The sequence below is a fragment of the Halorientalis regularis genome (assembly GCF_023698535.1).
Lineage (GTDB): Archaea > Halobacteriota > Halobacteria > Halobacteriales > Haloarculaceae > Halorientalis > Halorientalis regularis.
In genome coordinates this window covers 87,725-110,466 of sequence record NZ_JALJCL010000014.1, presented here as the reverse complement: position 1 = coordinate 110,466, position 22,742 = coordinate 87,725, and the positions used below count along the sequence as shown (strand labels likewise).

Genomic DNA, 22,742 nt, shown 5'->3' with positions numbered 1-22,742 from the left:
GGTGTCGCCTCGCGTTCAACAAACTCTAAGTCGATCTGGTCGATACTACCGCCGAGGCGTGTGTTTTCGGGCACAGATCACTCAGAAAACACACCGCCTCACTCTTCATCCTTATCTGAACACCGCCGTTCGCCAGCGGCGAACCCCCCGTCTGCTCACGGGCGGCGAAGCCGCCCGTTCGCATGGTATGAGGGAGCTTTGCTCCCTCACTATTGCAAAAACTTGGGGAAAAACACGGGATTCGCGCCAACGGCGCGAATCCCGGGAACCGGCGGCTTCGCCGCCGGACGCTTACGGCGTCCGCACCGCACAGCACAGTTTTCTTTTCGCCGGTTGTTCAAATCTCCAATACGATGGGTGTCCTCGCTCCCCGCAACTGGCTGTCCACGGACTCGCCGAGCGGGACCGACCTACTCGTCGCGGCGCTGGCGTTGCTCGTCGTGGTCCAGAACCTGCTCCTCCCGAGTTCCCTCGCCTGGCTCTGGGCCGCCGTCGGCTTCGTCGCGTTCGCGGTCGCGATGGGGCCGGTCGCCGCGTCGTCGTTCGGTGAGCGCGTCGGGTCCTGGTTCCGTGGGATCGGCGTCGAGGGGCGGCTACTCGCCATCGTCGCCGTCGCCGCGGCCGTCTGGCTGGTGACCGAGGTCGTCGAGGGCGTGTTCACGCCGCTCCACAGCCTCGGCACCGGCGGGTTGCTCGCCGTCGTCGTGTTCGTCGCGCTCCGGACGGTCTACGCGCGGATCGCCGGCTGAGACGCACCGCCGGCGACCGGGTCGTCACGAACGTTCAAGTACCAGTCCGGGACCACCTCCGGCCATGCACACGTTCCGGGACGTGGAGACGGCTGCGTACTGTCCGCGAAAACTGTACTACCGCCGCCGCGCCGGCCCGCCGGACGTGCCAGACGACGTCGCGGCCTGCCGGAGTCTGGCCTTCGAGTACGAGCGCCTGCTCGATTCGGACGCCGACCTGTTGGCCGCGCCCATCGACGTCTCGCCCACGACGTTCCGGTCTCGACTGGGCCAGGCGAAGGCGCGCCTCGACGCCTGGGAGGCGCTGGCCGACCCACCCATCCGCGAGCGCACGCTTGAGGGCCGGGAGTGTCGCGGCGTCGCCCACAAGACCATCGAAGACCCGCTGGCCCCGTCGCTCGTGTTCGCCGGCCGGCCACCCGAAGAGGGAGTCTGGGAACCCCAGACCGTGCGGCTGGTCGCGGCGGCGAAGGCCCTGTCGTGGGAACGTGAGACGCCGGTCGAGCGCGCCTTCGCGGAGTATCCGGCCTACGGCGTCGTCCGAACGGTGCCGCTGACCACCCGCCGGAAGGCCGCCTACCGGAGCGCCGTCCGCACGGCCGACGCCGTCGACGGCCCACCCGCCCGGATCGACAACGACGCGAAGTGTTCCCCCTGCGAGTTCCGCGAGCAGTGTGGCGTCCGCACTCGCTCACTTCGGTCACTGCTCTAACCATTTATATAGTTGGACGCCCGTCAGCTACCCGTCTGACACAGGTCATATACGGCCGCTGTGTGGCGGTTTCGGAGCGATAGAATGTCCACGGGGTTTAAGTCCCTCGGGGGTGCGTGTAGAAACGCAGTCACACGCTCCATTCCGCTTTTGCCGACCGCCAGACGGCGCAGGGAGTGCGCCGATCAGCCCGCTGTGGTTTCGGGTCGGGAAATACCTAACTCCGCGTAGTGGAAAGACCGGCTATGCTCGACCTCGCCGACGTGGAGGCCGCCAGAGAGCGAGTCGCCGAGACTGCCAGGCACACCCCGCTGGAGTACTCCCACAGTTTCTCCGCGATGACCGGCGCGGCGGTCCACCTGAAACTGGAGACGTTTCAGCGGACGGGTGCGTTCAAGATCCGCGGTGCGACCAACCGCATCGCGACGCTGACCGACGCCGAGCGCGAGGCTGGCGTCGTGACGGCCAGCGCCGGCAACCACGCCCAGGGAGTCGCGCTGGCGGCCACGCGCTCCGGCGTCGACTCGAAGATCGTCATGCCCGAACCCGCCCCGGTCTCGAAGGTGAAGGCCACCCGGAACTACGGGGCCGAGGTCGTCCTCCACGGCGAGGACTACAGCGAGGCTGCCGACCACGCCCACGAGCTCGAACGCGAGGCGGGCCGCACGTACGTCCACGCCTTCGACGACCCGATGGTGATGGCCGGGCAGGGAACTCTCGGCCTCGAAATCATCGAGGACTGCCCCGAGGTGGAGACGGTCGTCGTCCCTATCGGCGGCGGTGGACTCATCGGCGGGATTGCCACGGCGATCAAGGGCCGGGACCCGGACGTGCGCGTGATCGGCGTCCAGGCCGAGGGGGCCTCCAGCGCGGCCGCGTCGCTGGCGAAGGGCGAGATCGTCGAGCGCGACAGCGTCGAGACCATCGCCGACGGCATCGCGACCCGACGGATCGGCGACGAGACCTTCCCGATCATCCGGGACCGCGTCGACGAGGTGGTGACGGTCAGCGACGAGGAGATCGCTATCGCGCTCACCAAACTGCTGGAACGCTCGAAGACCCTCGTGGAAGGCGCGGGTGCGGTCCCGCTGGCGGCCATCCTCGAAGAGCGGTTCGAGTACGCCGACGACGAGGTTATGATCCCGACGCTCTGTGGCGGGAACATCGACCTCAACACCCTCACGACGGTGATCCTGCGGGGACTGGTCAAGACCGGTCGCTACCTGCGATTGCGCACGGTCCTGAAAGACCGGCCCGGCACGCTGGAGGAGTTGACGAACATCCTCTCGCGGCATCGCGCGAACATCTACGCCATCCGCCACGACCGTACCTCCAGAGACGTGGCGATGAACGACGCCGAGGTCGAACTCGACCTGGAGACCCGCGGCCACGACCACGTCGAGACCGTGCTGGACGCCCTCGAAGACGCGGGCTACGAGACGGAGGTCCTGCTGTAGGTCTCTCAGAGCCCGTCGAGGAAGTCGGTCGCACGCTCGCGGCCCGTCTCGATCAGATCGTCGACGAACTCGGGACTGCGGTCGAGTTTCGAGGCGTACCCCAGGTCGCCGTCGAAGCCGATGCGGCGGACCTCGGTGTGGCGGAACTCGTCGTCGGGGAGGTAGCCCTCGGCGACGAACTCGTTGATCTGTTCGACCGTGTGTAGTTCCTGGTTGAGCGAGAGGTTGCCCGCGAGTTCGTTGCGGCGGTCGGCGATCTCCCGCATCGAGGTCGGTTCACCCTCGCGGGTCTGGGGGTTGATCTGGACGACCCACAGTTCGTCGGGTTTGCGCTCCGGCGGGACGTGATAGAGGTCACGGATCGGCGGATTCTGCGAGAAGAGGCCATCCCAGTGTTCGTCACCGTCGATCTCGACGGCCGGGAACAGTGCCGGGACCGCCGCCGACGCCAGCACCGCCTCGGCGGTCACGTCGCCGTTCGTGAACGTCTCGAACGTGCCGGCCTCGATGTCGACCGTGCCCACGACCAGTTCGGGGGCCGCGGCGGTCGCCAGCCCGGGGAGTGCGTCGAAGTCGACGACTGATTCCAGCGTCCGCCGGAGTCGGTTCTGTCCCCAGCCCGTGAACGGGTGCTGGTGCGGGCTGATCTCCGGGAACGGGACGCCCATGTTCTCGAGCCGAGTCGTCCAGACCAGCGTATCGTTGCCCGCTCTGTCGGCGGGGCCCGAGGCCGACAGTTCCGTCCAGAGATCGGACAGCACCGCCGGCGCGGTCGTGTCGTCGGCGAGATGGCCGTACCAGCCGGCCAGCGCCGCGAACGCGCCGCCGGAGGTGCCGCTGAGGCCGACCAGCCGGTCGCCCCGCTCGTCGACGGCGGGCAGCAACTCCGAGAGGACGCCGGCGGTGAACGCGGTGTGACTGCCCCCGCCCTGGCACGCGATCGCGACGTTCGCCTCGTCGCTCATGTCACTGCTTCGACGGCCGGCCCACGTAACTCTACTCGTACGTCGAGAGGTGGCCGCCGTCCCAGGTGAGGTCCTCGCCGTCGAGGTGCTGGCCGTACTTCGAGAACCCGAACGTGAAGAGGTTCGCCACGTCGACCGGTTCCATCATCTCCGTGACCTGTGACTCCCCGAGCATCACGTCCTCGACGACTTCCTGCTCGGAGATGCCTCGCTCCTCGGCGGTGTCGGGAATCTGCTCGGTCACGAGCGGCGTCTTCACGTAGCCCGTCGAGACGGTGAACGCGCGCAGGGGACCATCCCCCTCGGCCGCGATGGACTTGGTCAGCCCCCGCAGGCCGAACTTCGAGGTGATATAGCCGGCCTTGTCCTGTGTCGCCGTGTGGCCGTGGATCGAACACATGTTGCCGATAGCGCCCACGCCGTCGTCGGTCTCGCGGATGTGGGGCATGACGAGTTTGGCGATCAGGAACGGGGCCCGGAGCATCACGTCGTGCAGCAGATCGTACTGCTTCATCGGGAACTCCGGCAGCGGCGAGATGTGCTGGAGGCCCGCGATGTTGGCGACGTAACGCAGGTCGCCCACCTCGGCGGCCTCGTCGACGATCCGTCGCACGTCCTCGTCGTCGGTCAGGTCGCCGGCGATCTCGTGAATCTCGCCGCCCGTGTCCAGTTCCGCGGCCTTCTCGGTCGTGTTTGCCAGTCCCTCCTCGTCCACGTCGGTCGCAGCGACAGCGAGACCGTTCTGGGCCAGTGCCACCGCGGTCGCGCGGCCGATGCCCGAGCCCGCGCCGGTCACCAGCGCCACGCTGTCGGTCGTGAAGCGGTCGTCGTCCAGGGTCAGAATGCGGTCGGCCGTGAGTTCCGGGGGTTCGACTCCGTCTGTCATTATTCCATCTGACTCCCCGGCCGTGCAAAAAGGTGGGCGTGTACATGCCAACGCATCGGCGACGCACCGCCGGTGTTTAAGTCCGCGCCGCCCCCGTGGTCGTCCATGAAACGCACCGTCAGCACCGACGACGCGCCCGCGGCGGTCGGGGCCTACAGCCAGGCCACTGCGACCGACTCCCTGGTCTTCACGGCCGGCCAGATTCCCCTCACGCCGGACGGCGACCTGCTCGACGACGCCCCCATCGCCGACCAGACCGAGCAGGCCCTGGACAACCTCGCCGCCATCCTCGACGAGGCCGGGGCGGGCATGGCCGACGTGCTGAAAGTCACCGTCTACCTCGCCGACATCGACGACTTCGAGGCCATGAACGAGACCTACGCCACCTACTTCGACGACGAGCCGCCGGCTCGCAGTGCCGTCGAAGTCGCGAACCTCCCGAAAGGCGTCGGCGTCGAGATCGAGGCTGTCGCCACGACCTGATGGACCCCCGTCTCAAGTCGAGCCTGCTGTGGGGCCTGGTCGGCGGGCTGGCCTTCCTGGTCCTGTTGCAGGGGTACGAACTCGTGAGTGCCGAGCGGGTGGCCTGGCTGGTGAAGCTCGCCGTCGCCGCCCTCGTCGTGGTCGGCGCGACCGGCGTGAGCTACGTCTACCAGTTCGGCGTCCCTGCGGACGCCCCAAAGGGTAAACGTTAAACACGGAACGGCGATAGACTCACGTGAGCCAGAATGGCCGAATCTGGTAAGGCGCACGCCTGGAAAGCGTGTTCCCGTTAGGGATTCTGGGTTCAAATCCCAGTTCTGGCGTGTCTGTGACGAGCAACCCGTGAGCGACGCCGACCGCCAGCGAAGCGTCGCTCACTCCCCGCGAGTCACGACCGACAGTGGATTTGAATCAGGGAGTGGGAGGTGAGCGAGGGGAGCGAGGCGCGAAGCGCCTCGAAACGCGAGCGGCGGAGCTGCGAGCGACGAGCGAACGGGAACGACCGTGGTTCAAATCCCAGTTCTGGCGTACCACGTTCTCACTTCGTCGGGTGGCGGCACGGCCGCCACCCTCCTCGCAAAAACGTGGGCGAAAAACAGGCCGAACTCGCGGCGCCGCCGCGAGTTCGGTACAACACCTGTTCCAACCGCACAGCCACCGCTCCGCTCCCGCTTCTCCCACGACCGACGGACGCGACGACCCAAAACAGATATGTGATTCCTGGATGAAAGAAGTAGCATGGGGATCTTTAGCCGCCTGAAAATGGGCTGGAACCTGTCGATGGACAGCCTTCGCGTCCTCCGCAAGCAGCCGGAACTGACCCTCTTTCCGGTGATCAGTGGTATCGCAGGGTTGCTATTTATCGCACTGCTGTTCGGTGGATCGTACGTCTTGAACCTGTTCGAGGGAACGATGGCGTACGTCGTCCTGTTCGTGTTCTACCTGGGGACGGCCTTCATCGCCTCGTTTTTCAACGCCGGACTGGTGTACAGTGCCCGCGAGAGCTTCGAAGGCCGTGAGCCATCGGTCAAGTCCGGACTGAATGCCGCCTGGGAGCACAAGACGCCGCTGTTCGTCTGGGCGGTCATCTCGGCGACCGTGGGCATGTTGCTCCGGGCCATCGAGAGCGACGACAGCATCGTGAGCAGTATCGTCGCGCTGGTCGTCAGCGTCGCCTGGTCGATCATCACCTACTTCATCATCCCAGTGATCGTCTTCGAGGACGTCGGCCCGCTGGAGATGTTCAAGCGCAGCGGTGAGACGTTCAAGAACACCTGGGGCGAGACCGCGGGTGCGAACTTCGGCGTCGGACTGGTGTCGATCCTGTTCGGGCTCGTCGGCCTGGCCATCGCCGCCGTCGTCTTCTTCGCACTCGGCGGGTTCGCCGGTGGACCGGGCTTCGTCGTCGCCGCCGTCATCGCCGCCATCGTCGTCCTCGGGGTGACCCTCCTCTCGACGGCACTCGGTGCCATCGCCAAGACCGCGCTGTACGTCTACGCGACCGAGGGCAAGCGCCCGCCGGAGTTCGACAACGTCGACTTCGACCGCGGCGCGCGCTGACGGTGACTCGGCGCGACCTGGTATAAACGCCCTCACGTCTCGGGAGTCAGGCCAATCCGGGCCGGTAGTATGGCCTGACACATGCCGACGCCAGCAGTTACGGAGACGACGCTCGACACGACTGGACTGGAGTTCGCGGCGCTTTCCTGTGGGGACGGGGATCGCGACGCCCTGCTGTTGCACGGCTTCCCGGACGCGCCACGGACGTTCGTGCCGCTGATGGAACGACTCGCCGACGCGGGCTACACGTGCTACGCCCCGTACATGCGGGGGTACGGTGAGACCGAGCGGCCGCCGACCGAGCCGGGGAACTACTCGCCGATGCTGCTCGCTTCGGACGTGTTCGCGCTCACCGGCGAACTCGACGACCCCGAGCCCCTCGTGGTGGGCCACGACTGGGGCGGGATGGCTGTCACGACGGCGGCGGTCACCGGCGGGCGCGGGCTGGGCACCTGCGTCTCGATGGCCATCCCGCCGAACTTCTGGTCGCAGTTCGACGACTACGCCACCCAGGCGGCCCGCAGCTGGTACATGAACCAGTTCCAGGTGCCCGGCCACGGCGAGGAGATCGTCCGGGCCAACGACTTCGCTCTCATCGAGCGGCTCTGGCAACTCTGGAGTCCCGACTGGAACTACGACGAGGACCACCTCGAAACTGTGAAGGACACCTTCCGCACCGGCGAGACCGTCGAGGCCGCGTTGCGGTACTACCGGGACTTCTTCGACATGTTCCTGCCGCGTCGCCGCGCAGAACAGGAGATCGCCGGCATCGACGTGCCCACGCTCGTCCTCGCGGGCGCGCACGACGGCTGTATCGGGGCCGACCTCTTCGAGGGTGTCACCGACTGCTTCGACGCCCGCGCCGACTTGGACATCATGCACAACGCCGGCCACTTCCTGCACGCCGAACGCCCCGATGCGGTCGCCGACCGAATCCTCGACTTCGTCGACTGATCACTTAAACAGGGCCGCATTTCGGATCCCGGTCGACGACCGACAGTGTGAGAACACGACACACGGTCGACCAAAATCCGTTGCAGGCGGCCGGTTGTTCGGCTCGGAGCGACCCCATCGACGATCGCTCGCTCGCCGCCGGGACGACACTTTTTTATAGAAGCACTTTCAATCATTCGCTTGATTATGAGCCAGCAGCAGCGAATGCAAGGGCAGCCGATGATCATCATGGGCGAGGACGCCCAGCGGATGAAAGACAAGGACGCACAGGAACACAACATCGCGGCTGCTCGCGCGGTCGCGGAGTCGGTACAGTCCACACTCGGCCCGAAGGGCATGGACAAGATGCTCGTCTCCTCGATGGGGTCGGTCACCGTCACCAACGACGGCGTGACCATCCTCCAGGAGATGGACATCGACAACCCGACTGCGGAGATGATCGTCGAAGTCGCCGAGACCCAGGAGGACGAGGCCGGCGACGGTACCACCACCGCGGTCGCCATCGCTGGTGAACTCCTCAAGCAGGCCCAGGACCTGCTCGACCAGGATATCCACCCGACGGCGATGATCAAGGGCTTCGACATCGCCAGCAAGCACGCCCAGGCCGAGATCGACGACATCGCCGAGTCCGTCGACCCCGACGACGAGGAGACTATCCGCAAAGTCGCCGAAACCTCCATGACCGGCAAGGGCGCGGAACTCAACAAGGAGCATCTCAGCCAGCTCATCTACGAGGCCGTCCAGGCCGTCACCGTCGAGGCCGAGGACGGCTCCCACGTCGTCGACCTCGAATTCCTCAACATCGAGACCCAGGAAGGCAGTTCCGCGGCCAACTCCGAACTGCTCGAGGGCGCGGTCATCGACAAGGATCCCGTCCACGAGGACATGCCGAATGACCTCGAGGACGCCTCCGTCATGCTGCTCGACCAGCCCGTCGAGATCGAAGAGGCCGAGGCCGACGCCTCCCTCTCGGTCGACAGCCCGGACCAGCTCCAGTCCTTCATCGAGCAGGAAGAGGAACAGCTCCGCGCGAAAGTCGACCAGATCGTCGACAGCGGGGCCGACGTGGTCGTCTGCCAGAAGGGCATCGACGACATGGCCCAGCACTACCTCGCCAAGGAGGGCATCCTGGCCCTGCGCCGCGTCAAGAAGACCGACATGCAGTTCCTCGCCGAGGTGCTGGGCGCGAACATCGTCTCGGACCTCGACGGTGTCGAAGCCGACGATCTCGGCACCGGTGACTTCACCCGCGACGACGACGAACTATTCTACGTCGAGGGCGAGGACAGCCACGGCGTGACGCTCCTGCTGCGTGGCTCGACCGAACACGTCGTCGACGAACTCGAACGCGGTATCTCCGACGCGCTCGACGTGGTCGCCGCCACCGTCACCGACGGCCGCGTGCTGGCCGGCGGCGGTGCCATCGAGGTCGAACTCGCGCGCCGCGTCCGCGACCACGCCGACTCCGTCGAAGGCCGCGAACAGCTGGCCGTCGAGGCCTTCGCCGACGCGCTGGAACTCGTCCCCCGCGTCCTCGCCGAGAACGCCGGCCTCGACCCCATCGACACGCTGGTCGACCTGCGCGCCGCCCACGACGACGGCGACGAACGGGCCGGCCTGAACGTCCTCACCGGCGACGTCGAGGACACCTACGAGACCGGCGTCGTCGAACCCGCCCACGCCAAGGAACAGGCGCTGTCCTCGGCCACCGAGGCCGCCAACCTGGTCCTCAAGATCGACGACATCATCTCCGCCGGTGACCTCTCCACCGAAGGCGACGAAGAGGAAGGCGGCCCCGGCGGCGCGCCCGGCGGCATGGGCGGCGGCATGGGCGGCATGGGCGGCGGTATGGGCGGGATGATGTAAACCCACTTTTCGCACTTCCCTCGCGCGCCTTCGGCGCGCTCGGTCAGGCAAAAACGTGGGGAAAAATCTCGGCTCGCTCCAGTGGGCGCGCACGGCGCGTCCGTAGTCGCTCGCCGAGGTTCCGCGCGCTCACGGCGCTTCGCGCCGCTCGCGTGCGGTGCAACGCCTTACTGCCCGCCGCACTGCACCCGCACCGCGCACGTTCGATAGCCGTGTGGGATACGCTCGACACGGGAGCGGCTCGGGGATTCACTCCGAAATCTCTATCTCCGGAATCGCCTCGAACTCCCGGCCGCCCCACCGGCTCCCGAAGTGGAGCAACGTGCGGTTCTCGAAACCGAACTCGACTGTCCAGTCGTAGCTCCCACTTTCGAGGTCGGCCGCGTCGACGGTCGTCGCGAACCGGTCCGGCGATGGATCGTAGGACAGGCCGAAGGTGACCGGGTCCCGGTCCTCGTGGACGAGTTCCCCGTCGACCGAGAGGTCCCGTGGAAGCCCCTGCCGGGGCACCCACAACCGAACCTCACCGCTCGTGCCGGACTGCTGGAGGAGCCCGGAGTAGCCGACGACGACCCGCCGGGTCCCGGTCTCGTATCGCGTTTCGCCGTCCGACAGATACCGGATCCGGAGCGGCGGTGCCGTCTGTCCGAACACGTCCGACACCGATCCCGAGACGCGGACGGGGTACCGCTCTCGCGTGTCGACGTTCTGGATCAACTTCGGCGTATCCGCAGGGCTCCCGTCGGCACCGTAGAGTAACATCCGCACGGGGGCCTCCTTGCCCAGGGTGATCGAGTCCGACGGGACGACGGCCAGCGTCGCGCCGGTCTCTGCGTTCTCGACCTCGAACCGGCCGGTCGACGGTCCCAGTTCCGCCGATTCTTCCTCGAAGACGACGCCGGGGTGGGTCGAGTGATACCGCTCGTTGTCGGAGATGGTCAAACTGTCGCGATAGTGGTGGAACGCCGGTGGCGGCCCTGTCGGCGTCGCCGTCGGCGACTCGCTCCCCCTCGGTCGCGTCGCCGTCGGGGACGAGGCGTCGGTCGTCGGGTCGTCTGTACTCTGACAGCCGCTTAGCCCCAGGGCACTCAGCGCCCCGAGGACACCGAGATACGAACGTCGCGAGCGCATTCGAGTACGCCGACCCAGACAGTCGAGTGGCAAAAACCCACGGTACCTCGGCTCTACCCCTGCTGTGTCGAACGACCGCCGCGTGACACCGCGACCGACCACCACCTGTCCTGTTCTCCGCCACTCCCTCTATTGAGAGTATAGAGCCGCCTGTTCCGCTCTGACCGAAACGTATCAGAATTACTTAAACTAAAGCGGTGGCGCAGTCGAACTCCGGACATGTCCCAGCAAGTGGACCAGGCCGCCGACACGCAAGAGACCGTCTACGAGGAGTACATCATGGGTGTCCGGGTCGTCGAACTGACCGACGGGGACGACACCCGCTACCGGTTCGACGCACCGGACCACTGCGGCGAGACCTTCGACGACTCCGAGGTCGCGACGCTGTACGCCGCCGTCTACTTCGACGTGAACGGCTTCGTCGAGGCGGACACGGGCGAGCGCGGTGTGCCGCCGGCCATCGTCTCGGCGGGACGGGACACGATGGCGGCGTATATGCGCACGCTCCCCGGTGCGGACACCGAGTGGCTGAGCTGTTACTTCGCGGAGCGCCCCGAGAAGATCCGGCGACTGCTCCGAAACGTCCGGGCACGCGCCGAGAAGATCCAGCGTAAGGCCGTCGAGCACGGCATCGAGGACGACCCCGACGAGTCACAGGCCGAAGGATAACGGCCAGGACACGGCGCTGTCCCCCACCGTTCCTCCGTCTCGGTCACCGACCGTCCGGTTTTTTTGTTGCCGTCCGACTCCCGCCTGTGGTTTGTCGCCGTCCCGGCGTGTCTGACTGTGGTGTCAGTGCCGATTGTCAAACACTCACAAACGTAGTCGCACGTCCTACCCCGCGTCACACTTACCGGAACGTACCTTCTTCTTTCCAACATACTGGTAATATAAAGCGGTTTTGTACGTGCATCCTGCTCTCCGGGTGCATGGTGGATCTAACTCGGCGAAACCTGATGGAATCGTCAGTCGCGGCCGCACTGGGTGCCAGTGTGGTGGGGATCGCGACCGGTTCAGAGACAGAGATTTCCGAAACGGATACTGCGGGCGCGCCCGGCGTCGTCGGCAGCATCAAGCGGTTCTCGACGACCGCCTTCGGCGCGGAGGTCACGGGCCCGTTCGTGTTCGAGAACGGCGGTCTGCTGTACAGCCTCCAGCACCCGGCGACGGGGACACGTGGCGACGGTTTTTCGAGTTCGGACGCGAAGGCCAACCAGCCGCCCTACGACCGGGCCGGCGTCGGCTACTTCAGCGGTTTCACCTTCGAGTTCGACGGCGACAACGACGACTTCGAGGAACTGCCCGTCCCCTCGAGCGTCGAACAGCAGGGCCAGGTCCTCTCGGCCAACCACGAGTTCGTGATGCTCGCCCAGGCTCGCGACCGGATCGACGGCGGGAGCGAACTGCTCGGCGTGACCCAGACGCCGGACGGGACCAACGTCACGCAGGACAACTTCGAGGGGACCCAGTACGGGGCCGCCGCGACCAACCCGGACTGTAACCAGTTCGTGCCCACGAACGACGCGGGCACCGAGGGGTACCTGTTCACAAATTGGGAGAACAGCCCCGGGAACATCAGCCGCGTCCCGATCAGCATGACCGACGACGGCGAGTGGGCGGCCGACATGGACGCGGCCATCAACCTCGCCAACACCGAACCCCTGCGGGACCTCGGTGGGACCCGGATCAACTGCTATGGCGACCGCACCCCATGGAACACGATGCTCTCCTCCGAGGAGAATTACGCGCACACCCGAGTCTCGCTGACCAACACGGTCGGCGACATGGTCGACGACGGCACCGGCAAGGGGATGATCGGCGGGTGTCAGTTCTGGAACCGACCGAACCCGACCGGTATCAACGGCGCCGTCGGGGACTACTACGACGACGGCTGGTACGTCCAGGGCTACTGGGCGCTGGACGGCGTCGAGTTCCTGGCCTACTACCTCGGTGCCGACCAGGTCGACCAGGGCGAGGGCGGGAACACGACCGAGCCGATTGGGGATGTCTACCCGAACCCCTACCGCTACGGCTACCACGTCGACTTCCGCGAGCCGGCCGCCGACCCGCCCCAGCCGGTCAAGTACTACGTCATGGGCCGTGCTTCGTGGGAAGCGCCGAACATCCAGGCCGACAAGAAGACCGTCTACGGCTGTTCCGACGGCGACAACAAGGGGATCTACAAGTTCGTCGCCGACGCGGCGATCGACAGCTACGACGACCCGATGGACGTGGCGGGCACCCTGTACGCCCCGAAGATCACCAACGACGCGGCGTCGGCCGCCGAGTCGGACGACCGGAACAACCCGGCACAGACCGACCTCGAAGTCGAGTGGCTCCCGCTGGGCCACGCCTCCAACGCGGAGTGTGAGGCGTGGATCGCCCGGTACGACGACGTGACGCAGGTCGACTACCTCGAAGCCCACACCGAGAACTGGAGCGAGGGCGACGAGGTCACCGACGCGGTCCTCGAAGAGGCCGACAGGACCGTCGTCGAGAACGGCAATCAGAACTACATCACCAACGAGGAGATCGTCGAGTGGGCCCGCCAGTACGAGGCGAACGGCCACGATGGCGTCGACGCGGACCTCCGGATGGTCCCGTTCCTCGAAACACGTGCCGCCGCCAAGGAGATCGGCGCGTCCATCGAGTTCAACAAGGCCGAGGGCGTCGACAGCCGCGACGGTGCCGGTCCCGGCGAGTACGTCTACTTCGGTATCTCGGAGTTCAACGACGCGCTCGCCGACGAGGAGGGCGACATCCAGCTCGAACGCATCGACGGCGGGATCGTCTTCCGCGGCGAACTCGAACAGGACTACAACGTCTCCCGACTCGAACCGGTCATCGTCGGGCCCGACTTCGGCGTCGGGAGTGACCAGCGCCCCGACGGCGACGACGGTGTGGCCAACATCGACAACGTCTACGCCATGGAAGACGGCCGGGTGCTGTGCTGTGAGGACGGCTTCAACGAGGGACCTGCCTCCTTCCCGAACGACGCGCTCTACGTCTACCAGCCGCCGGTCGATGTCGACGTCGAGTCCGCCGCGCTCAGCCAGAACGCCACCGGCGAGGTCGACCTCACGGTGTCCTCGCTGCCGAAGGGCTTCTCGGGTGCGCGGCTCACCGTCTCGACCAGCGACGACGGCGTCGCGAACATCACCGGTGGGGCCTACAACGACGCGCTCGGTCTCACCGCCGAGCCCAAACTGGCCGCTGACGGCCAGGCGGCCGAACTCCGCGTCGCGGACCTCGACGGCGAGATCCAGCCCGGCGCACAGAACGTCACGCTCGGCACGCTCGAACTCGAAGCCGCCGGCACTGGCACGACGGACCTCCAGATCGACGTTCACAACATGGACGCCGAGGACGGCAGCGAGATCGACGTACAAGAGCGGATGGGGATGGTCGTCACTGGCCCGCCCGGACTCGGTCTCGGTCCGGCCGGCAGTGCCCCGACCGATCCCGACGGCGACGGCAAGTACGAGGACGTCAACGGCAACGGCCGGCTGGACTACGCCGACATCGAACTCCTGTTCGAGAACCTCGACAGCGACGCGGTGACGATGAACGTCGAGGCCTACGACTTCAACGACAACGGCAAGATCGACTACGACGACGTGGTCGAACTGTACGAGGAACAGTAAGCCGACCGACTCCCGACACCCGCTTTCCCCCGACAGCCATGACACGAACCCAGACGGTCGCCGCCCTCGCCCTCCTCGCTGGCCTGCTGCTGGTCGGCGGGGCCGGCACGGCGACGGCCGACGACGGCGCACAGCTGACCGTCACGAACGCGACGGTCGAGGACAACGAGACGAGCACGCTCCGGCTCGCGCTCTCGCGCGCCCCGGCCGGGCTGTCGGGCTACGAGGTGACCCTCGAACTCTCCGAGTCGGGCGTCGCCGAGATTACGAACGCCAGCTATCCGGACGCGTTCCGGCTGTCGACCGACCCAGCGATCGCCGGCGGCGGCCAGCGCGTGACGCTGGAAGCCGCCGTCACCGACACGTCACCAGGCGCGACGAACGTCACGCTGGCGACCGTCGAGGTCACTGGCTCCGGCGGCGGGACCACCGCCGTCCGCGTCACCGACGCGCAGGTCGACGCCGACAACGGGAGCCGGGTCGCGCCCACGTACAGCCCCGGTTCGGTGGCGGTCGAACCGTTGTCTAACGATGGGGGTGGCACCGGCAGCGGTGACGAGACCGACGGCGACGCGCCGGAGGGATCGTCCCCTGTGGACCCGGCCGACGACCCCGGCCGTGACGACTCGACGACCGGGGCGGCCGGCCCCGGCTTCGGCGTGGTCGCCGCGCTCGCGGCATTGCTGGCCGTGGCGCTGCTGGCTCGGCGGCGCTGACTGTTCCCCCACACGCTTCCAGTCCGCTCCCCTCTCTATTTCACACGTTCTGTCTTCGCCCGCCGCGGATCGTAACCGTTGACCCGCGGCCGCGGTTCACGTCGAACGTGTCGCTGGTCTCGGTACTGGGGTCGGCGGTTCTGCCAGTCGTGGCCGTCGCCACAGTCGGGTACGGCCTCGGAACGGGGAGAGACGTGGCCGTCGAACCCCTCTCCGATATCACGCTCTACGTCCTCGTGCCAGCCCTCGTGTTCTACAGTCTGGTGACCACGCCCATCGCGGGGCCGACGGTCGCCCGGTTGTTCGCCGGCGTCGCGGCCTTCACAGTCGGGATGGTCGTGCTCGCGGAACTGGTCGGGCGGGCGTTGGGCGAGGACGAACCCGTCCTCGGTGCGCTCGTCCTGACGAGCACGTTCTCGAACGCGGGCAACTACGGGATTCCGCTGTCGGCCTTCGCCTTCGGCGCACTCGGGCGGAGCACGGCCGTCCTCTACATCGTCGCCCAGTCCGTGTTGATGTACACCGTCGGGGTCTACGTCGCCGCCCGCGGGGAGGCGGGGTCGGCGCTGGGTGCTGTCACGCGGGTGTTTCGCCTGCCGCTGGTGTACGCCCTGGCGGCCGCGGCCGTCGTCCGCGTGGCCGACCTCGCACCGCCGACGGACTCGGCGGTGATGGAGACGATCAAACTCACCGGCGACGCCGCGATTCCCGTCATGTTGCTCATGCTCGGGATCCAGCTCGCCGACTCCGGCGGCGGGAGTTCCGTCGCCCGGACCGCGCCGGCCAGCGCGCTCAAACTGCTGGTCGCGCCCGTCCTCGCGCTGGGTGTCGCGCTCGCCGTCGGGTTGACGGGGACGGTCGGCCGGGTGTTCGTCCTCGAATGCGCGATGCCGGCCGCGGTGACGCCGCTGCTGCTGACCATCGAGTTCGGGGGGAGCGAGGCGCGAAGCGACGGCCTCGCCGCCGCCGACTACGTGAGTACGACGATCCTCGTCACCACGCTCGCGAGTCTGGTGACGCTGACCGGCCTGATCGCCCTGCTACAGGCGGGAGTCGCCCTCTAGTCGTCGGTCGCGGCTGTGGGGCTCCCGAGGTCGGCCTCCTCGCCGCCTTCACCCTCGTCGTCGGTGAGGTCGGCCTCGCGCCAGGTGCCCCGCCTGAACCAGAGGTAGGCGATGGTCGCGGCCAGGACGTTCGAGATGGCGAAGGAGGCCCAGATGCCGCTCGGGCCGTAGACCTGCGCGCCGAACCAGGCGATGGGGAGGCGGATGAGTCCCAGCATGAGCACCGTGATCCCCGCGGCGGTCAACACTTTGCCTGCACCGCGGAAGCCGCCGCTGTACGCGCGGGTCACGCCCATGAACCCGAACGTGGGCGCGACGATCCGGAGGAAGTTCGCGCCCTCGGCGATCACCGCCGGGTTGTCCGAGAACAGGCTCATGATCGCCGGTGCGGCCACGAAGGTCACGACGCCCAGCGCCGCGAGGATCACGAACGAGGCCTTCGCGGCGAAGTGGTTGGCGGTCGCTGCGCGGTCGGGCTTGCCCGCGCCGATGTTCTGTCCGGTCATCGTCTCGACGCCCCGGTCTACCGCGATGGCGGGCATGAAGATCGTCGAGAACACGCGGATTCCGACGCCGAAGGCCGCTTCGACGGTGACGGAGAAGGTCGCGACGATCACCAGCAGGAGGTTGACCGACACCGCCCGCCCGGTTCCCTCGACGGAGGCCGGAATCCCGATCCGCACGAGGCGGCGGGCGTAGGCCAAGTCGGGTACCATGTCGCGGACGTTGATCTGGATGCCCCGCCGGCCGCCGATCATGATCGCGACGCCGACGGCCATCGCCAGCCCCCGCGAGAAGATCGTCGCGATGGCCGCCCCCTGCACGCCGAGTTCGGGGAACGGACCCCAGCCGAAGATCAGGAACGGGTCCAGCGCGACGTTCAGGATCACGGTCCCGAGCATGACCAGCATCGGCGTGATCGTGTCACCGGAGCCCCGCATCAGCGCGATGAACACGATGAACCCGAACATGAACGGGAGTCCGAGGGTGACGACCTCCATGTAGTCGGTCGCCGGCGGCAAGACTGCGCCGGAGGCCCCGATCAGTGCCAGGAAGTCCTCGACGACGAAGAAGCCGGCCAGTCCCAGAAGCGCCGAGAACAGCAGGGCGAAGGTCACGGTCTGGGAGGCGGCGTACTGGGCGTCCTCGGTCTCCTCGGCCCCGGTGTACTGGGCGACCAGTACGCTCCCTGCGACCGAGAGCCCCATCCCCAGCGAGATCAGCAGGAAGACGAGGGGGAAGCCGAAGGTGATCGCCGCGAGCGCCACGGTACTGTACTGGCCCAGCCAGAACGTGTCCGCCAGGTTGTAGGTGACCTGCAGCAGGTTGGTGATGACGATAGGCAGGGAGAGATAGAACAGGGGCTTGGCGATGGGACCGTCGGTCAGGTTCAGTTCCTCCTGGCCCTTGAACAGTCGGCTCATTCGGGACTGACCTCCGCGACGTTCTCGCCGTCGACCGTCAGCGTCCGCTCGATGTAGGCGGTGAGCATCCGGCGCGCGCAGTCGGGGTCCTGCCCGACCGCGACCTGTTTCGTGCTCGTGCCGTCGAGCGCGGTCACGAGGAACCGCGCGGCGTCGTCGGGATCGACCGCGGCACGAATCGTTCCCGCTTCGGTGCCGTCCGCGATGACGGCCTCGAACTCGTCGTGGAGAAACGCGTCGAACCGCTGGAGGCGCTCGCGGATGCCCTCGTCGTAGGGGGCCTGCGCCTTCAGCTCCAGAATCGCGGTCTTGAACGCCACCCGCTCGTCGTCGTCCTCGGCGGGTGGCGAGAGGACCTTCTCGACCAGCGCGTGCAGGCGCTCGGGCGCGGTCCCGCCCTCGGGGTCGCCAACGCGCTCGGTGAACTCGTCGTAGAGGAAATCCAGGAACGACTCCAGCAGTTCCTGTTTGCTGTCGTAGTGGTAGTGGAGGGCCGCCTTGCTCAACTCGGTCTCGTCGGCGATGTCCTGCATCGTCAGATCCGCATAGCCGTGCGTACAGAGCGCACGATAGGTCGCCTCCATGATCTCGTCACGAGTCTCGCTCATCTACACGTACTTACTGACTGGTCAGTCAAAAGGGTTGGGGGCCCCGTGTCACGGTTTCACGTCCTACTGTTTCGTGTCGAACCGACACACGAGGCTTGTGCGAGCGATACTCGCGCTCGCGGTGCTGGCGGTACTCGCGGCCCGCAGAACCGGTGACTGATCGCGGCGTTACTCCACTTCGAGCGTGAACTGCTCGTGTTCGCTGGCGGCGTTGAGCACGACGCTGGTGTTGGACTCCTTGATCTCGGGATCGACCAGCATCTCCTTGATCTGGTCGTTCATGCCGTCCGTGTCGGTGAACTTGCCGATGGCGATGATGTCGTAGTCGCCGGTGACCTCGTAGACCGAGATCATCTGCTTGTGTTCCTGGAGTCGGTCGGTCACGTCTGGCAGGGCCGACCCCTCGACTTTCAACTGGACGACGGCGGTCACGTCGTAGCCCAGCGCGTCGTAGTCGACTTTTGGTGTATACCCGGAGATGATCCCGTCTTCTTCGAGGTCCTTGAGATGATTCGAGACGGTCGTGACGGAAACGTCCAGTTCCTCGGCAAGACTTCGCAAGCTTGCTCGACCGTCGCCCAGCAGGGCATTCACCAACTTTCGGTCCAGATTTTCGTACGTCATTATGTCTGGACAGACGCCCCACCCTTTAGAATTTTACGAATATTCAATTTCAGCGCGTCGAAGGAAGACTTGCACAAATCAGTAGGGTTTTTGTATCTCGGGTATTCCCTACCGATGACGAGAAAGATGACAAACCCGAATATCAAGGCTGACGGCGGGTTGACTGAGGACGCACAGGCAGTAGTCGACGAGATCGAGGAGAAAAACGTCGATTTCCTCCGGCTACAGTTCACGGACATTCTGGGGACCGTGAAGAACGTCTCCGTGCCTGCCGAGCAGGTCGAGAAGGCGTTCTCCGAGGGTATCTACTTCGACGGCTCCTCCATCGAAGGGTTCGTCCGGATTCAGGAGTCGGACATGCGGCTCGTGCCGGACCCGGACACGTTCGCAGTCCTGCCGTGGCGCAACAGCGAGGAACACGCCAGCGCCCGGCTGATCTGTGACGTCATCAACACCTCGACCGGCGAGCCCTTCGAGGGCGATCCGCGCCGCGTCCTGAAGAACGCGCTCGAACGCGCCGAGGAACTGGGCTATACGGTCAACGCCGCGCCCGAACCCGAGTTCTTCCTGTTCGAGGAAGACGAAGGCGGCCGTGCGACGACCAAGACTAGCGACGCCGGTGGCTACTTCGACGTCGCGCCCAAGGACCTCGCCTCCGACGTGCGCCGTGACATCATCTACGGGCTGGAGGACATGGGCTTCGAGATCGAAGCCAGTCACCACGAGGTCGCCCAGGGGCAACACGAGATCAACTTCGAGTACGACGACGCCCTGTCGACGGCCGACAACGTCGCGACCTTCCGGACGGTCGTGCGGGCCATCGCGGCCGAACACGACCTGCACGCTACCTTCATGCCCAAGCCGATCCCGCGGATCAACGGCTCGGGGATGCACACGCACATCTCGCTGTTCGAGGACGGCGAGAACGCCTTCCACGACGAGGACGACGAGTTCGACCTCAGCGAGGAGGCCCACCAGTTCATCGCCGGCATCCTCGAACACGCGCCCGCGCTGGCGGCGGTCACGAACCCGACCGTGAATTCGTACAAGCGCCTGGTGCCCGGCTACGAGGCTCCCGTCTACGTCGCCTGGTCGGACCGCAACCGTTCGGCGCTGATCCGCAAGCCGGCCGCGCGCATCCCGGCCGCCAGCCGGATCGAGGCCCGGTTCCCCGACCCGTCGTGTAACCCATACCTCGCCTTCGCGGCGCTCATCCACGCCGGCCTGGACGGCATCGAGCGCGGCCTCGAGTGCCCCGACCCCGTCCGGGAGAACATCTACGAGTTCGACGAGGAGAAACGCGAGGAGTACGGCATCGAGACCCTCCCCGAGAACCTCGGCGAGGCCGTCGACGAACTCGAAGCCGACGAGACGATCTACAACGCACTCGGCGAACACGTCGGTCCGAAGTTCGTCGAAGCCAAGAACCAGGAACACGAGGACTACCTCGTCGACGTTTCCGACTGGGAGCTCGACCGGTACCTCGAGAAGTTCTAATCGGCAACACACGTCTTTTTTTCCGACTGCCGTGTTCGAGTGCCGACAGTTTCGGGTAACGCTGGCTGGTCGACAGCTGCCCGGCCCTGGCGTGCCGGGTCGACTCGACGCGGCCGTCACCCGAGTCGGGCGTCCAGACGCGACCCCGCGACCGGGATCGCGACCAGCGCGCCGATGACGACTGCCGTGGCGAGAACACTCTGAAGCGGCGGTGGATCGAGCGCCGCGACGACAGCCATGAGTCCGCCCACGATCAGAACCCCCAGCACGGCCGTTCCCAGTGCCTCGCGGCCCGTGTCGACGGGCGTGGGAACGCGATCAGCGAGCGTCCACCAGACCACCGAGCCACCCAGCGACGCGCCCAGGCCGAACAGGAGGTTCTCGGTCGGCCCGGCGACGATCAGTCCCGTCCCGGCCAGCGCGCCGGCCGCGGGGAAGGATCGACGCGGCGTCGGGAGGAATCGGACGGCGACGGCCAGCCAGAGGACGCCAAGCGCCATCCCGGCGAGGATGTCCCCGAGGTAGTGGACGCCGACGACGACCCGGGAGAGCGAGACGAGAACTGCCAGGGTCGCGCCGGCGTACAGCGGTCGGCGGTCGCCCCGCTCGGCCGTCAGCCAGCCGAGGCCGCCGTAGACGGCTGTGCTACCGAAGGCGTGGCCGCTCGGGAACCCGTAGCCGTCGTCGACGGTCGCGTCGCCCACGACAGAGCGGAGGATCCCCGGGACACCCTCGACGGTCACGGGCTGGCCGGCTCCCGGTGGCCGCGGCAACGCGAAGGCGTGTTTCAGCAGTGCGACGAGGGCGAGCGCGCCGAACCCGACCGCGACGACCTGGACGATCAACGGTCGGTCGATCCGGTCGCCGAGGACGGGCGTCCGGTCGCCAAGCCAGTACACCAGCGAGAAGACGAGGAAGTAGGCGGCCACGTCGCCGAGCAGTGTCACCAGCGCGAACGCGGCGACCAGCGGGTCCGGCAACGCACCGAGTGCCTCGACGGCACCGGCGTCGCGGATCGGCATCTCAGCTCCGGAACTCTTCGACGGTGTTGCGGAGGCGACCGGGGAGGCCGGCCATCGTGACGCCGATGCCGACGAGGACCATCAGCGTGTACAGGCCCAGCGTCGAGAGCCAGATGACGAGCATGGCGAGGATGGCCCAGCCGCCGCCGAGGAAGTAGAACGCGCCGATGGTCATGGCGGTGCCGTACAGCAAGACCAGGTACGGGCCCCAGCCGGTCGCGCGGCCACGGCCCACGCGACGGCGGACGTACCGTTTCAGGTCGCGCTCGATCTCCTCGCGGTGGACCGTCCGGTCGTCGATGTCTTCCTCGAACGCGTCGAGTTTCGAGCGGAGTTCAGCCAGTTCGTCCTCGATGTCCTCGTCCGGACCGGTCGCTGTGGTGCTCGCGTCGGCGTCGTCGTCGCCGTCCTCCGGCGCGCCCCCGTGTTCCTCGGACATGCCTCGTTGGCCGACACCTCGTGGGCGTTCCTGTTGTAGTTGCCGGTTGCCGTCCTCCCGGCCGGCCAGTACGGCGTTCAACACGACGCCAGCCAGCAAGACGAGACTCCCGACGTAGAACCAGGTGACCAGCAACAGGGCGCCGCCGATGACGCCGTACAGCTGGAAACTCCCCGCGCTCTCGGCGTAGAGTCGAAAGCCCGTACTCAGGAGGGTCCAGCCACCGCCCGCGAGGACGGCCCCGGGCAGGGCTTCCTGGACGCCGACCGGCACGTCCGGGAGAATCACGTACAGCGGGAGGAACGTGATGGTGAGCGTCAGCGCCAGTACGGGCGTCCCGAGGGCGTCGGCCAGCCGGCTCGGAACGAGCCCGACGACGACGTTCACGGCCGCCGCGACACCCACACCGACCCCGACTGCCACCAGCGCGACGCTGGCGTCGGTCACCTGATTGACGAACGAACTCGACTCGGCGGTGCCGTACACCTGTCCGAAGGCCACGTTGAGGCCGCGAAACAGTTTCAGCGCGCCCCACACGAGGACCGCCACACCGGCGACGGTCGCGCCGGCGCGACCGCTCGCACCAGTCAGCGATTCGAGCAGGACCTGCTCACCCGACGGCGAGAGAACGCTTCCCAGCTGGCCGACCACGGTCCCGGCCAGCGCTTCCCCGCCCAGCGCCGAGGCGACGACGAGTGCCAGCAAGAGGAGTGGCATCAGCGAGACGAACGTGTAGTAGGCGAGGCTGGCGGCCAAAAACGTGATCTGCTCGGACCGCGCGGCGCTGACGACCGCCCGTGCGACACCCGTGGCGTCGGCGTTCCGTGACACGCCGCCCACTTCCACCTCCGGGTCCAATACCGCACCGGAAGCCGAACCCGCCTCGCGCCGGGACTCCCGTGGACCGAAAACCCATTTAGTCCCGGGCCTGCAGGAGTCGG

21 protein-coding genes, 1 tRNA gene and 1 pseudogene are annotated in these 22,742 nt (G+C 66.9%); 14 read left to right on the top strand and 9 right to left on the bottom strand.

The features are described 5' to 3' along the window. A pseudogene (locus tag MU521_RS21700) lies at positions 1–74 on the bottom strand (IS6 family transposase); the annotation flags it as partial. Between the two features lie 279 nt (positions 75–353). Between MU521_RS21700 and MU521_RS17200 the strand changes: the two are divergent. The 3 genes from MU521_RS17200 to ilvA all read left to right on the top strand — a co-directional run bounded on the left by MU521_RS17200 (position 354) and on the right by ilvA (position 2,918). After that, positions 354–749: a hypothetical protein gene (locus MU521_RS17200; protein ID WP_092693976.1), complete on the top strand. Its 396-nt coding sequence runs from the start codon at positions 354–356 to the stop codon at positions 747–749. 64 nt (positions 750–813) lie between these two features. Beyond that, the gene (locus MU521_RS17195; RefSeq protein ID WP_092693978.1) at positions 814–1,461 is read left to right on the top strand and encodes a CRISPR-associated protein Cas4; all 648 of its coding nucleotides are present in this window, start codon (positions 814–816) and stop codon (positions 1,459–1,461) included. 245 nt (positions 1,462–1,706) lie between these two features. Then, the gene (ilvA, locus tag MU521_RS17190) at positions 1,707–2,918 is read left to right on the top strand and encodes a threonine ammonia-lyase (protein ID WP_092693980.1); all 1,212 of its coding nucleotides are present in this window, start codon (positions 1,707–1,709) and stop codon (positions 2,916–2,918) included. 5 nt (positions 2,919–2,923) lie between these two features. Here the strand turns inward: ilvA and MU521_RS17185 are convergent, their stop codons facing one another. Both MU521_RS17185 and MU521_RS17180 read right to left on the bottom strand, forming a co-directional pair. Continuing rightward, positions 2,924–3,883 (bottom strand): patatin-like phospholipase family protein, encoded by a 960-nt coding sequence (locus MU521_RS17185; protein WP_092693982.1) that lies wholly within the window; start codon positions 3,881–3,883, stop codon positions 2,924–2,926. Between the two features lie 31 nt (positions 3,884–3,914). After that, complete coding sequence (locus tag MU521_RS17180) at positions 3,915–4,769, bottom strand: SDR family NAD(P)-dependent oxidoreductase (RefSeq protein ID WP_092693984.1); 855 nt, start codon at positions 4,767–4,769, stop codon at positions 3,915–3,917. Between the two features lie 105 nt (positions 4,770–4,874). On the opposite strand from MU521_RS17180, the gene MU521_RS17175 reads away from it, so the two are divergent. From MU521_RS17175 to thsB, 6 genes are all read left to right on the top strand, one after another. Further along, positions 4,875–5,252, top strand: a complete 378-nt coding sequence (locus tag MU521_RS17175) for a Rid family detoxifying hydrolase (RefSeq protein ID WP_092693986.1) — start codon at positions 4,875–4,877, stop codon at positions 5,250–5,252. Next, positions 5,252–5,464 carry a DUF7981 family protein gene (locus MU521_RS17170; protein WP_092693988.1) on the top strand — a complete coding sequence of 71 codons (213 nt, stop codon included), beginning with the start codon at positions 5,252–5,254 and terminating at the stop codon, positions 5,462–5,464. The genes MU521_RS17175 and MU521_RS17170 overlap by 1 nt, the downstream gene beginning before the upstream one ends. A 27-nt stretch (positions 5,465–5,491) precedes the next feature. Then, positions 5,492–5,575: transfer RNA gene (locus MU521_RS17165), tRNA-Ser, on the top strand. Between the two features lie 415 nt (positions 5,576–5,990). Then, positions 5,991–6,812, top strand: a complete 822-nt coding sequence (locus tag MU521_RS17160) for a DUF6159 family protein (protein WP_092693990.1) — start codon at positions 5,991–5,993, stop codon at positions 6,810–6,812. A gap of 81 nt (positions 6,813–6,893) precedes the next feature. Beyond that, positions 6,894–7,766, top strand: coding sequence for an alpha/beta fold hydrolase (locus tag MU521_RS17155; protein ID WP_092693992.1), 873 nt, complete (start codon positions 6,894–6,896; stop codon positions 7,764–7,766). A 204-nt stretch (positions 7,767–7,970) separates the two neighbouring features. After that, positions 7,971–9,632: a thermosome subunit beta gene (thsB, locus tag MU521_RS17150; RefSeq protein ID WP_092694169.1), complete on the top strand. Its 1,662-nt coding sequence runs from the start codon at positions 7,971–7,973 to the stop codon at positions 9,630–9,632. Positions 9,633–9,881: 249 nt separating this feature from the next. Here thsB and MU521_RS17145 read toward each other — a convergent pair whose 3' ends face one another. Next, positions 9,882–10,763 (bottom strand): hypothetical protein, encoded by an 882-nt coding sequence (locus MU521_RS17145; protein WP_092693994.1) that lies wholly within the window; start codon positions 10,761–10,763, stop codon positions 9,882–9,884. Between the two features lie 219 nt (positions 10,764–10,982). Here MU521_RS17145 and MU521_RS17140 point away from each other — a divergent pair, with 219 nt between their 5' ends. The 4 genes from MU521_RS17140 (at position 10,983) to MU521_RS17125 (ending at position 16,187) form a co-directional block, all read left to right on the top strand. Beyond that, positions 10,983–11,432 (top strand): hypothetical protein, encoded by a 450-nt coding sequence (locus MU521_RS17140; RefSeq protein ID WP_092693996.1) that lies wholly within the window; start codon positions 10,983–10,985, stop codon positions 11,430–11,432. A 260-nt stretch (positions 11,433–11,692) separates the two neighbouring features. Continuing rightward, positions 11,693–14,407 carry an alkaline phosphatase PhoX gene (locus MU521_RS17135; protein WP_175452908.1) on the top strand — a complete coding sequence of 905 codons (2,715 nt, stop codon included), beginning with the start codon at positions 11,693–11,695 and terminating at the stop codon, positions 14,405–14,407. Between the two features lie 38 nt (positions 14,408–14,445). Next, positions 14,446–15,123 carry a PGF-CTERM sorting domain-containing protein gene (locus MU521_RS17130; protein WP_092693998.1) on the top strand — a complete coding sequence of 226 codons (678 nt, stop codon included), beginning with the start codon at positions 14,446–14,448 and terminating at the stop codon, positions 15,121–15,123. Between the two features lie 107 nt (positions 15,124–15,230). Beyond that, positions 15,231–16,187: an AEC family transporter gene (locus tag MU521_RS17125; protein WP_092694000.1), complete on the top strand. Its 957-nt coding sequence runs from the start codon at positions 15,231–15,233 to the stop codon at positions 16,185–16,187. Here MU521_RS17125 and MU521_RS17120 read toward each other — a convergent pair. The 3 genes from MU521_RS17120 to lrp form a co-directional block, all read right to left on the bottom strand. After that, positions 16,184–17,611, bottom strand: coding sequence for an MATE family efflux transporter (locus MU521_RS17120; RefSeq protein WP_092694002.1), 1,428 nt, complete (start codon positions 17,609–17,611; stop codon positions 16,184–16,186). The genes MU521_RS17125 and MU521_RS17120 overlap by 4 nt on opposite strands. Further along, positions 17,608–18,219, bottom strand: a complete 612-nt coding sequence (locus tag MU521_RS17115; protein WP_175452909.1) for a TetR/AcrR family transcriptional regulator — start codon at positions 18,217–18,219, stop codon at positions 17,608–17,610. Before MU521_RS17115 ends, MU521_RS17120 begins: the two co-directional genes overlap by 4 nt. Before the next feature lie 168 nt (positions 18,220–18,387). Continuing rightward, entirely contained in the window at positions 18,388–18,843 is a 456-nt protein-coding gene (lrp, locus tag MU521_RS17110) for an HTH-type transcriptional regulator Lrp (RefSeq protein WP_092694004.1), read from the bottom strand. A 126-nt stretch (positions 18,844–18,969) separates the two neighbouring features. Between lrp and glnA the strand changes: the two genes are divergently transcribed. Continuing rightward, the gene (gene glnA, locus MU521_RS17105) at positions 18,970–20,340 is read left to right on the top strand and encodes a type I glutamate--ammonia ligase (protein WP_092694174.1); all 1,371 of its coding nucleotides are present in this window, start codon (positions 18,970–18,972) and stop codon (positions 20,338–20,340) included. A gap of 116 nt (positions 20,341–20,456) precedes the next feature. Here the strand turns inward: glnA and MU521_RS17100 are convergent, their stop codons facing one another. Next, positions 20,457–21,362 (bottom strand): phosphatase PAP2 family protein, encoded by a 906-nt coding sequence (locus MU521_RS17100; protein WP_092694006.1) that lies wholly within the window; start codon positions 21,360–21,362, stop codon positions 20,457–20,459. A 1-nt stretch (position 21,363) separates the two neighbouring features. Next, positions 21,364–22,632, bottom strand: a complete 1,269-nt coding sequence (locus tag MU521_RS17095) for a YihY/virulence factor BrkB family protein (RefSeq protein WP_092694008.1) — start codon at positions 22,630–22,632, stop codon at positions 21,364–21,366. Positions 22,633–22,742 lie beyond the last annotated feature (110 nt).

Excerpts from the sequence above, each read along its gene's own strand:
- MU521_RS17200 (WP_092693976.1), top strand. The coding sequence starts at position 354 with ATGGGTGTCCTCGCTCCCCGCAACTGGCTGTCCACGGACTCGCCGAGC.
- MU521_RS17195 (WP_092693978.1), top strand. The coding sequence starts at position 814 with ATGCACACGTTCCGGGACGTGGAGACGGCTGCGTACTGTCCGCGAAAA.
- ilvA (WP_092693980.1), top strand. The coding sequence starts at position 1,707 with ATGCTCGACCTCGCCGACGTGGAGGCCGCCAGAGAGCGAGTCGCCGAG.
- MU521_RS17185 (WP_092693982.1), bottom strand. The coding sequence starts at position 3,883 with ATGAGCGACGAGGCGAACGTCGCGATCGCGTGCCAGGGCGGGGGCAGT.
- MU521_RS17180 (WP_092693984.1), bottom strand. The coding sequence starts at position 4,769 with ATGACAGACGGAGTCGAACCCCCGGAACTCACGGCCGACCGCATTCTG.
- MU521_RS17175 (WP_092693986.1), top strand. The coding sequence starts at position 4,875 with ATGAAACGCACCGTCAGCACCGACGACGCGCCCGCGGCGGTCGGGGCC.
- MU521_RS17170 (WP_092693988.1), top strand. The coding sequence starts at position 5,252 with ATGGACCCCCGTCTCAAGTCGAGCCTGCTGTGGGGCCTGGTCGGCGGG.
- MU521_RS17160 (WP_092693990.1), top strand. The coding sequence starts at position 5,991 with ATGGGGATCTTTAGCCGCCTGAAAATGGGCTGGAACCTGTCGATGGAC.
- MU521_RS17155 (WP_092693992.1), top strand. The coding sequence starts at position 6,894 with ATGCCGACGCCAGCAGTTACGGAGACGACGCTCGACACGACTGGACTG.
- thsB (WP_092694169.1), top strand. The coding sequence starts at position 7,971 with ATGCAAGGGCAGCCGATGATCATCATGGGCGAGGACGCCCAGCGGATG.
- MU521_RS17145 (WP_092693994.1), bottom strand. The coding sequence starts at position 10,763 with ATGCGCTCGCGACGTTCGTATCTCGGTGTCCTCGGGGCGCTGAGTGCC.
- MU521_RS17140 (WP_092693996.1), top strand. The coding sequence starts at position 10,983 with ATGTCCCAGCAAGTGGACCAGGCCGCCGACACGCAAGAGACCGTCTAC.
- MU521_RS17135 (WP_175452908.1), top strand. The coding sequence starts at position 11,693 with ATGGTGGATCTAACTCGGCGAAACCTGATGGAATCGTCAGTCGCGGCC.
- MU521_RS17130 (WP_092693998.1), top strand. The coding sequence starts at position 14,446 with ATGACACGAACCCAGACGGTCGCCGCCCTCGCCCTCCTCGCTGGCCTG.
- MU521_RS17120 (WP_092694002.1), bottom strand. The coding sequence starts at position 17,611 with ATGAGCCGACTGTTCAAGGGCCAGGAGGAACTGAACCTGACCGACGGT.
- MU521_RS17115 (WP_175452909.1), bottom strand. The coding sequence starts at position 18,219 with ATGAGCGAGACTCGTGACGAGATCATGGAGGCGACCTATCGTGCGCTC.
- lrp (WP_092694004.1), bottom strand. The coding sequence starts at position 18,843 with ATGACGTACGAAAATCTGGACCGAAAGTTGGTGAATGCCCTGCTGGGC.
- glnA (WP_092694174.1), top strand. The coding sequence starts at position 18,970 with ATGACAAACCCGAATATCAAGGCTGACGGCGGGTTGACTGAGGACGCA.
- MU521_RS17100 (WP_092694006.1), bottom strand. The coding sequence starts at position 21,362 with ATGCCGATCCGCGACGCCGGTGCCGTCGAGGCACTCGGTGCGTTGCCG.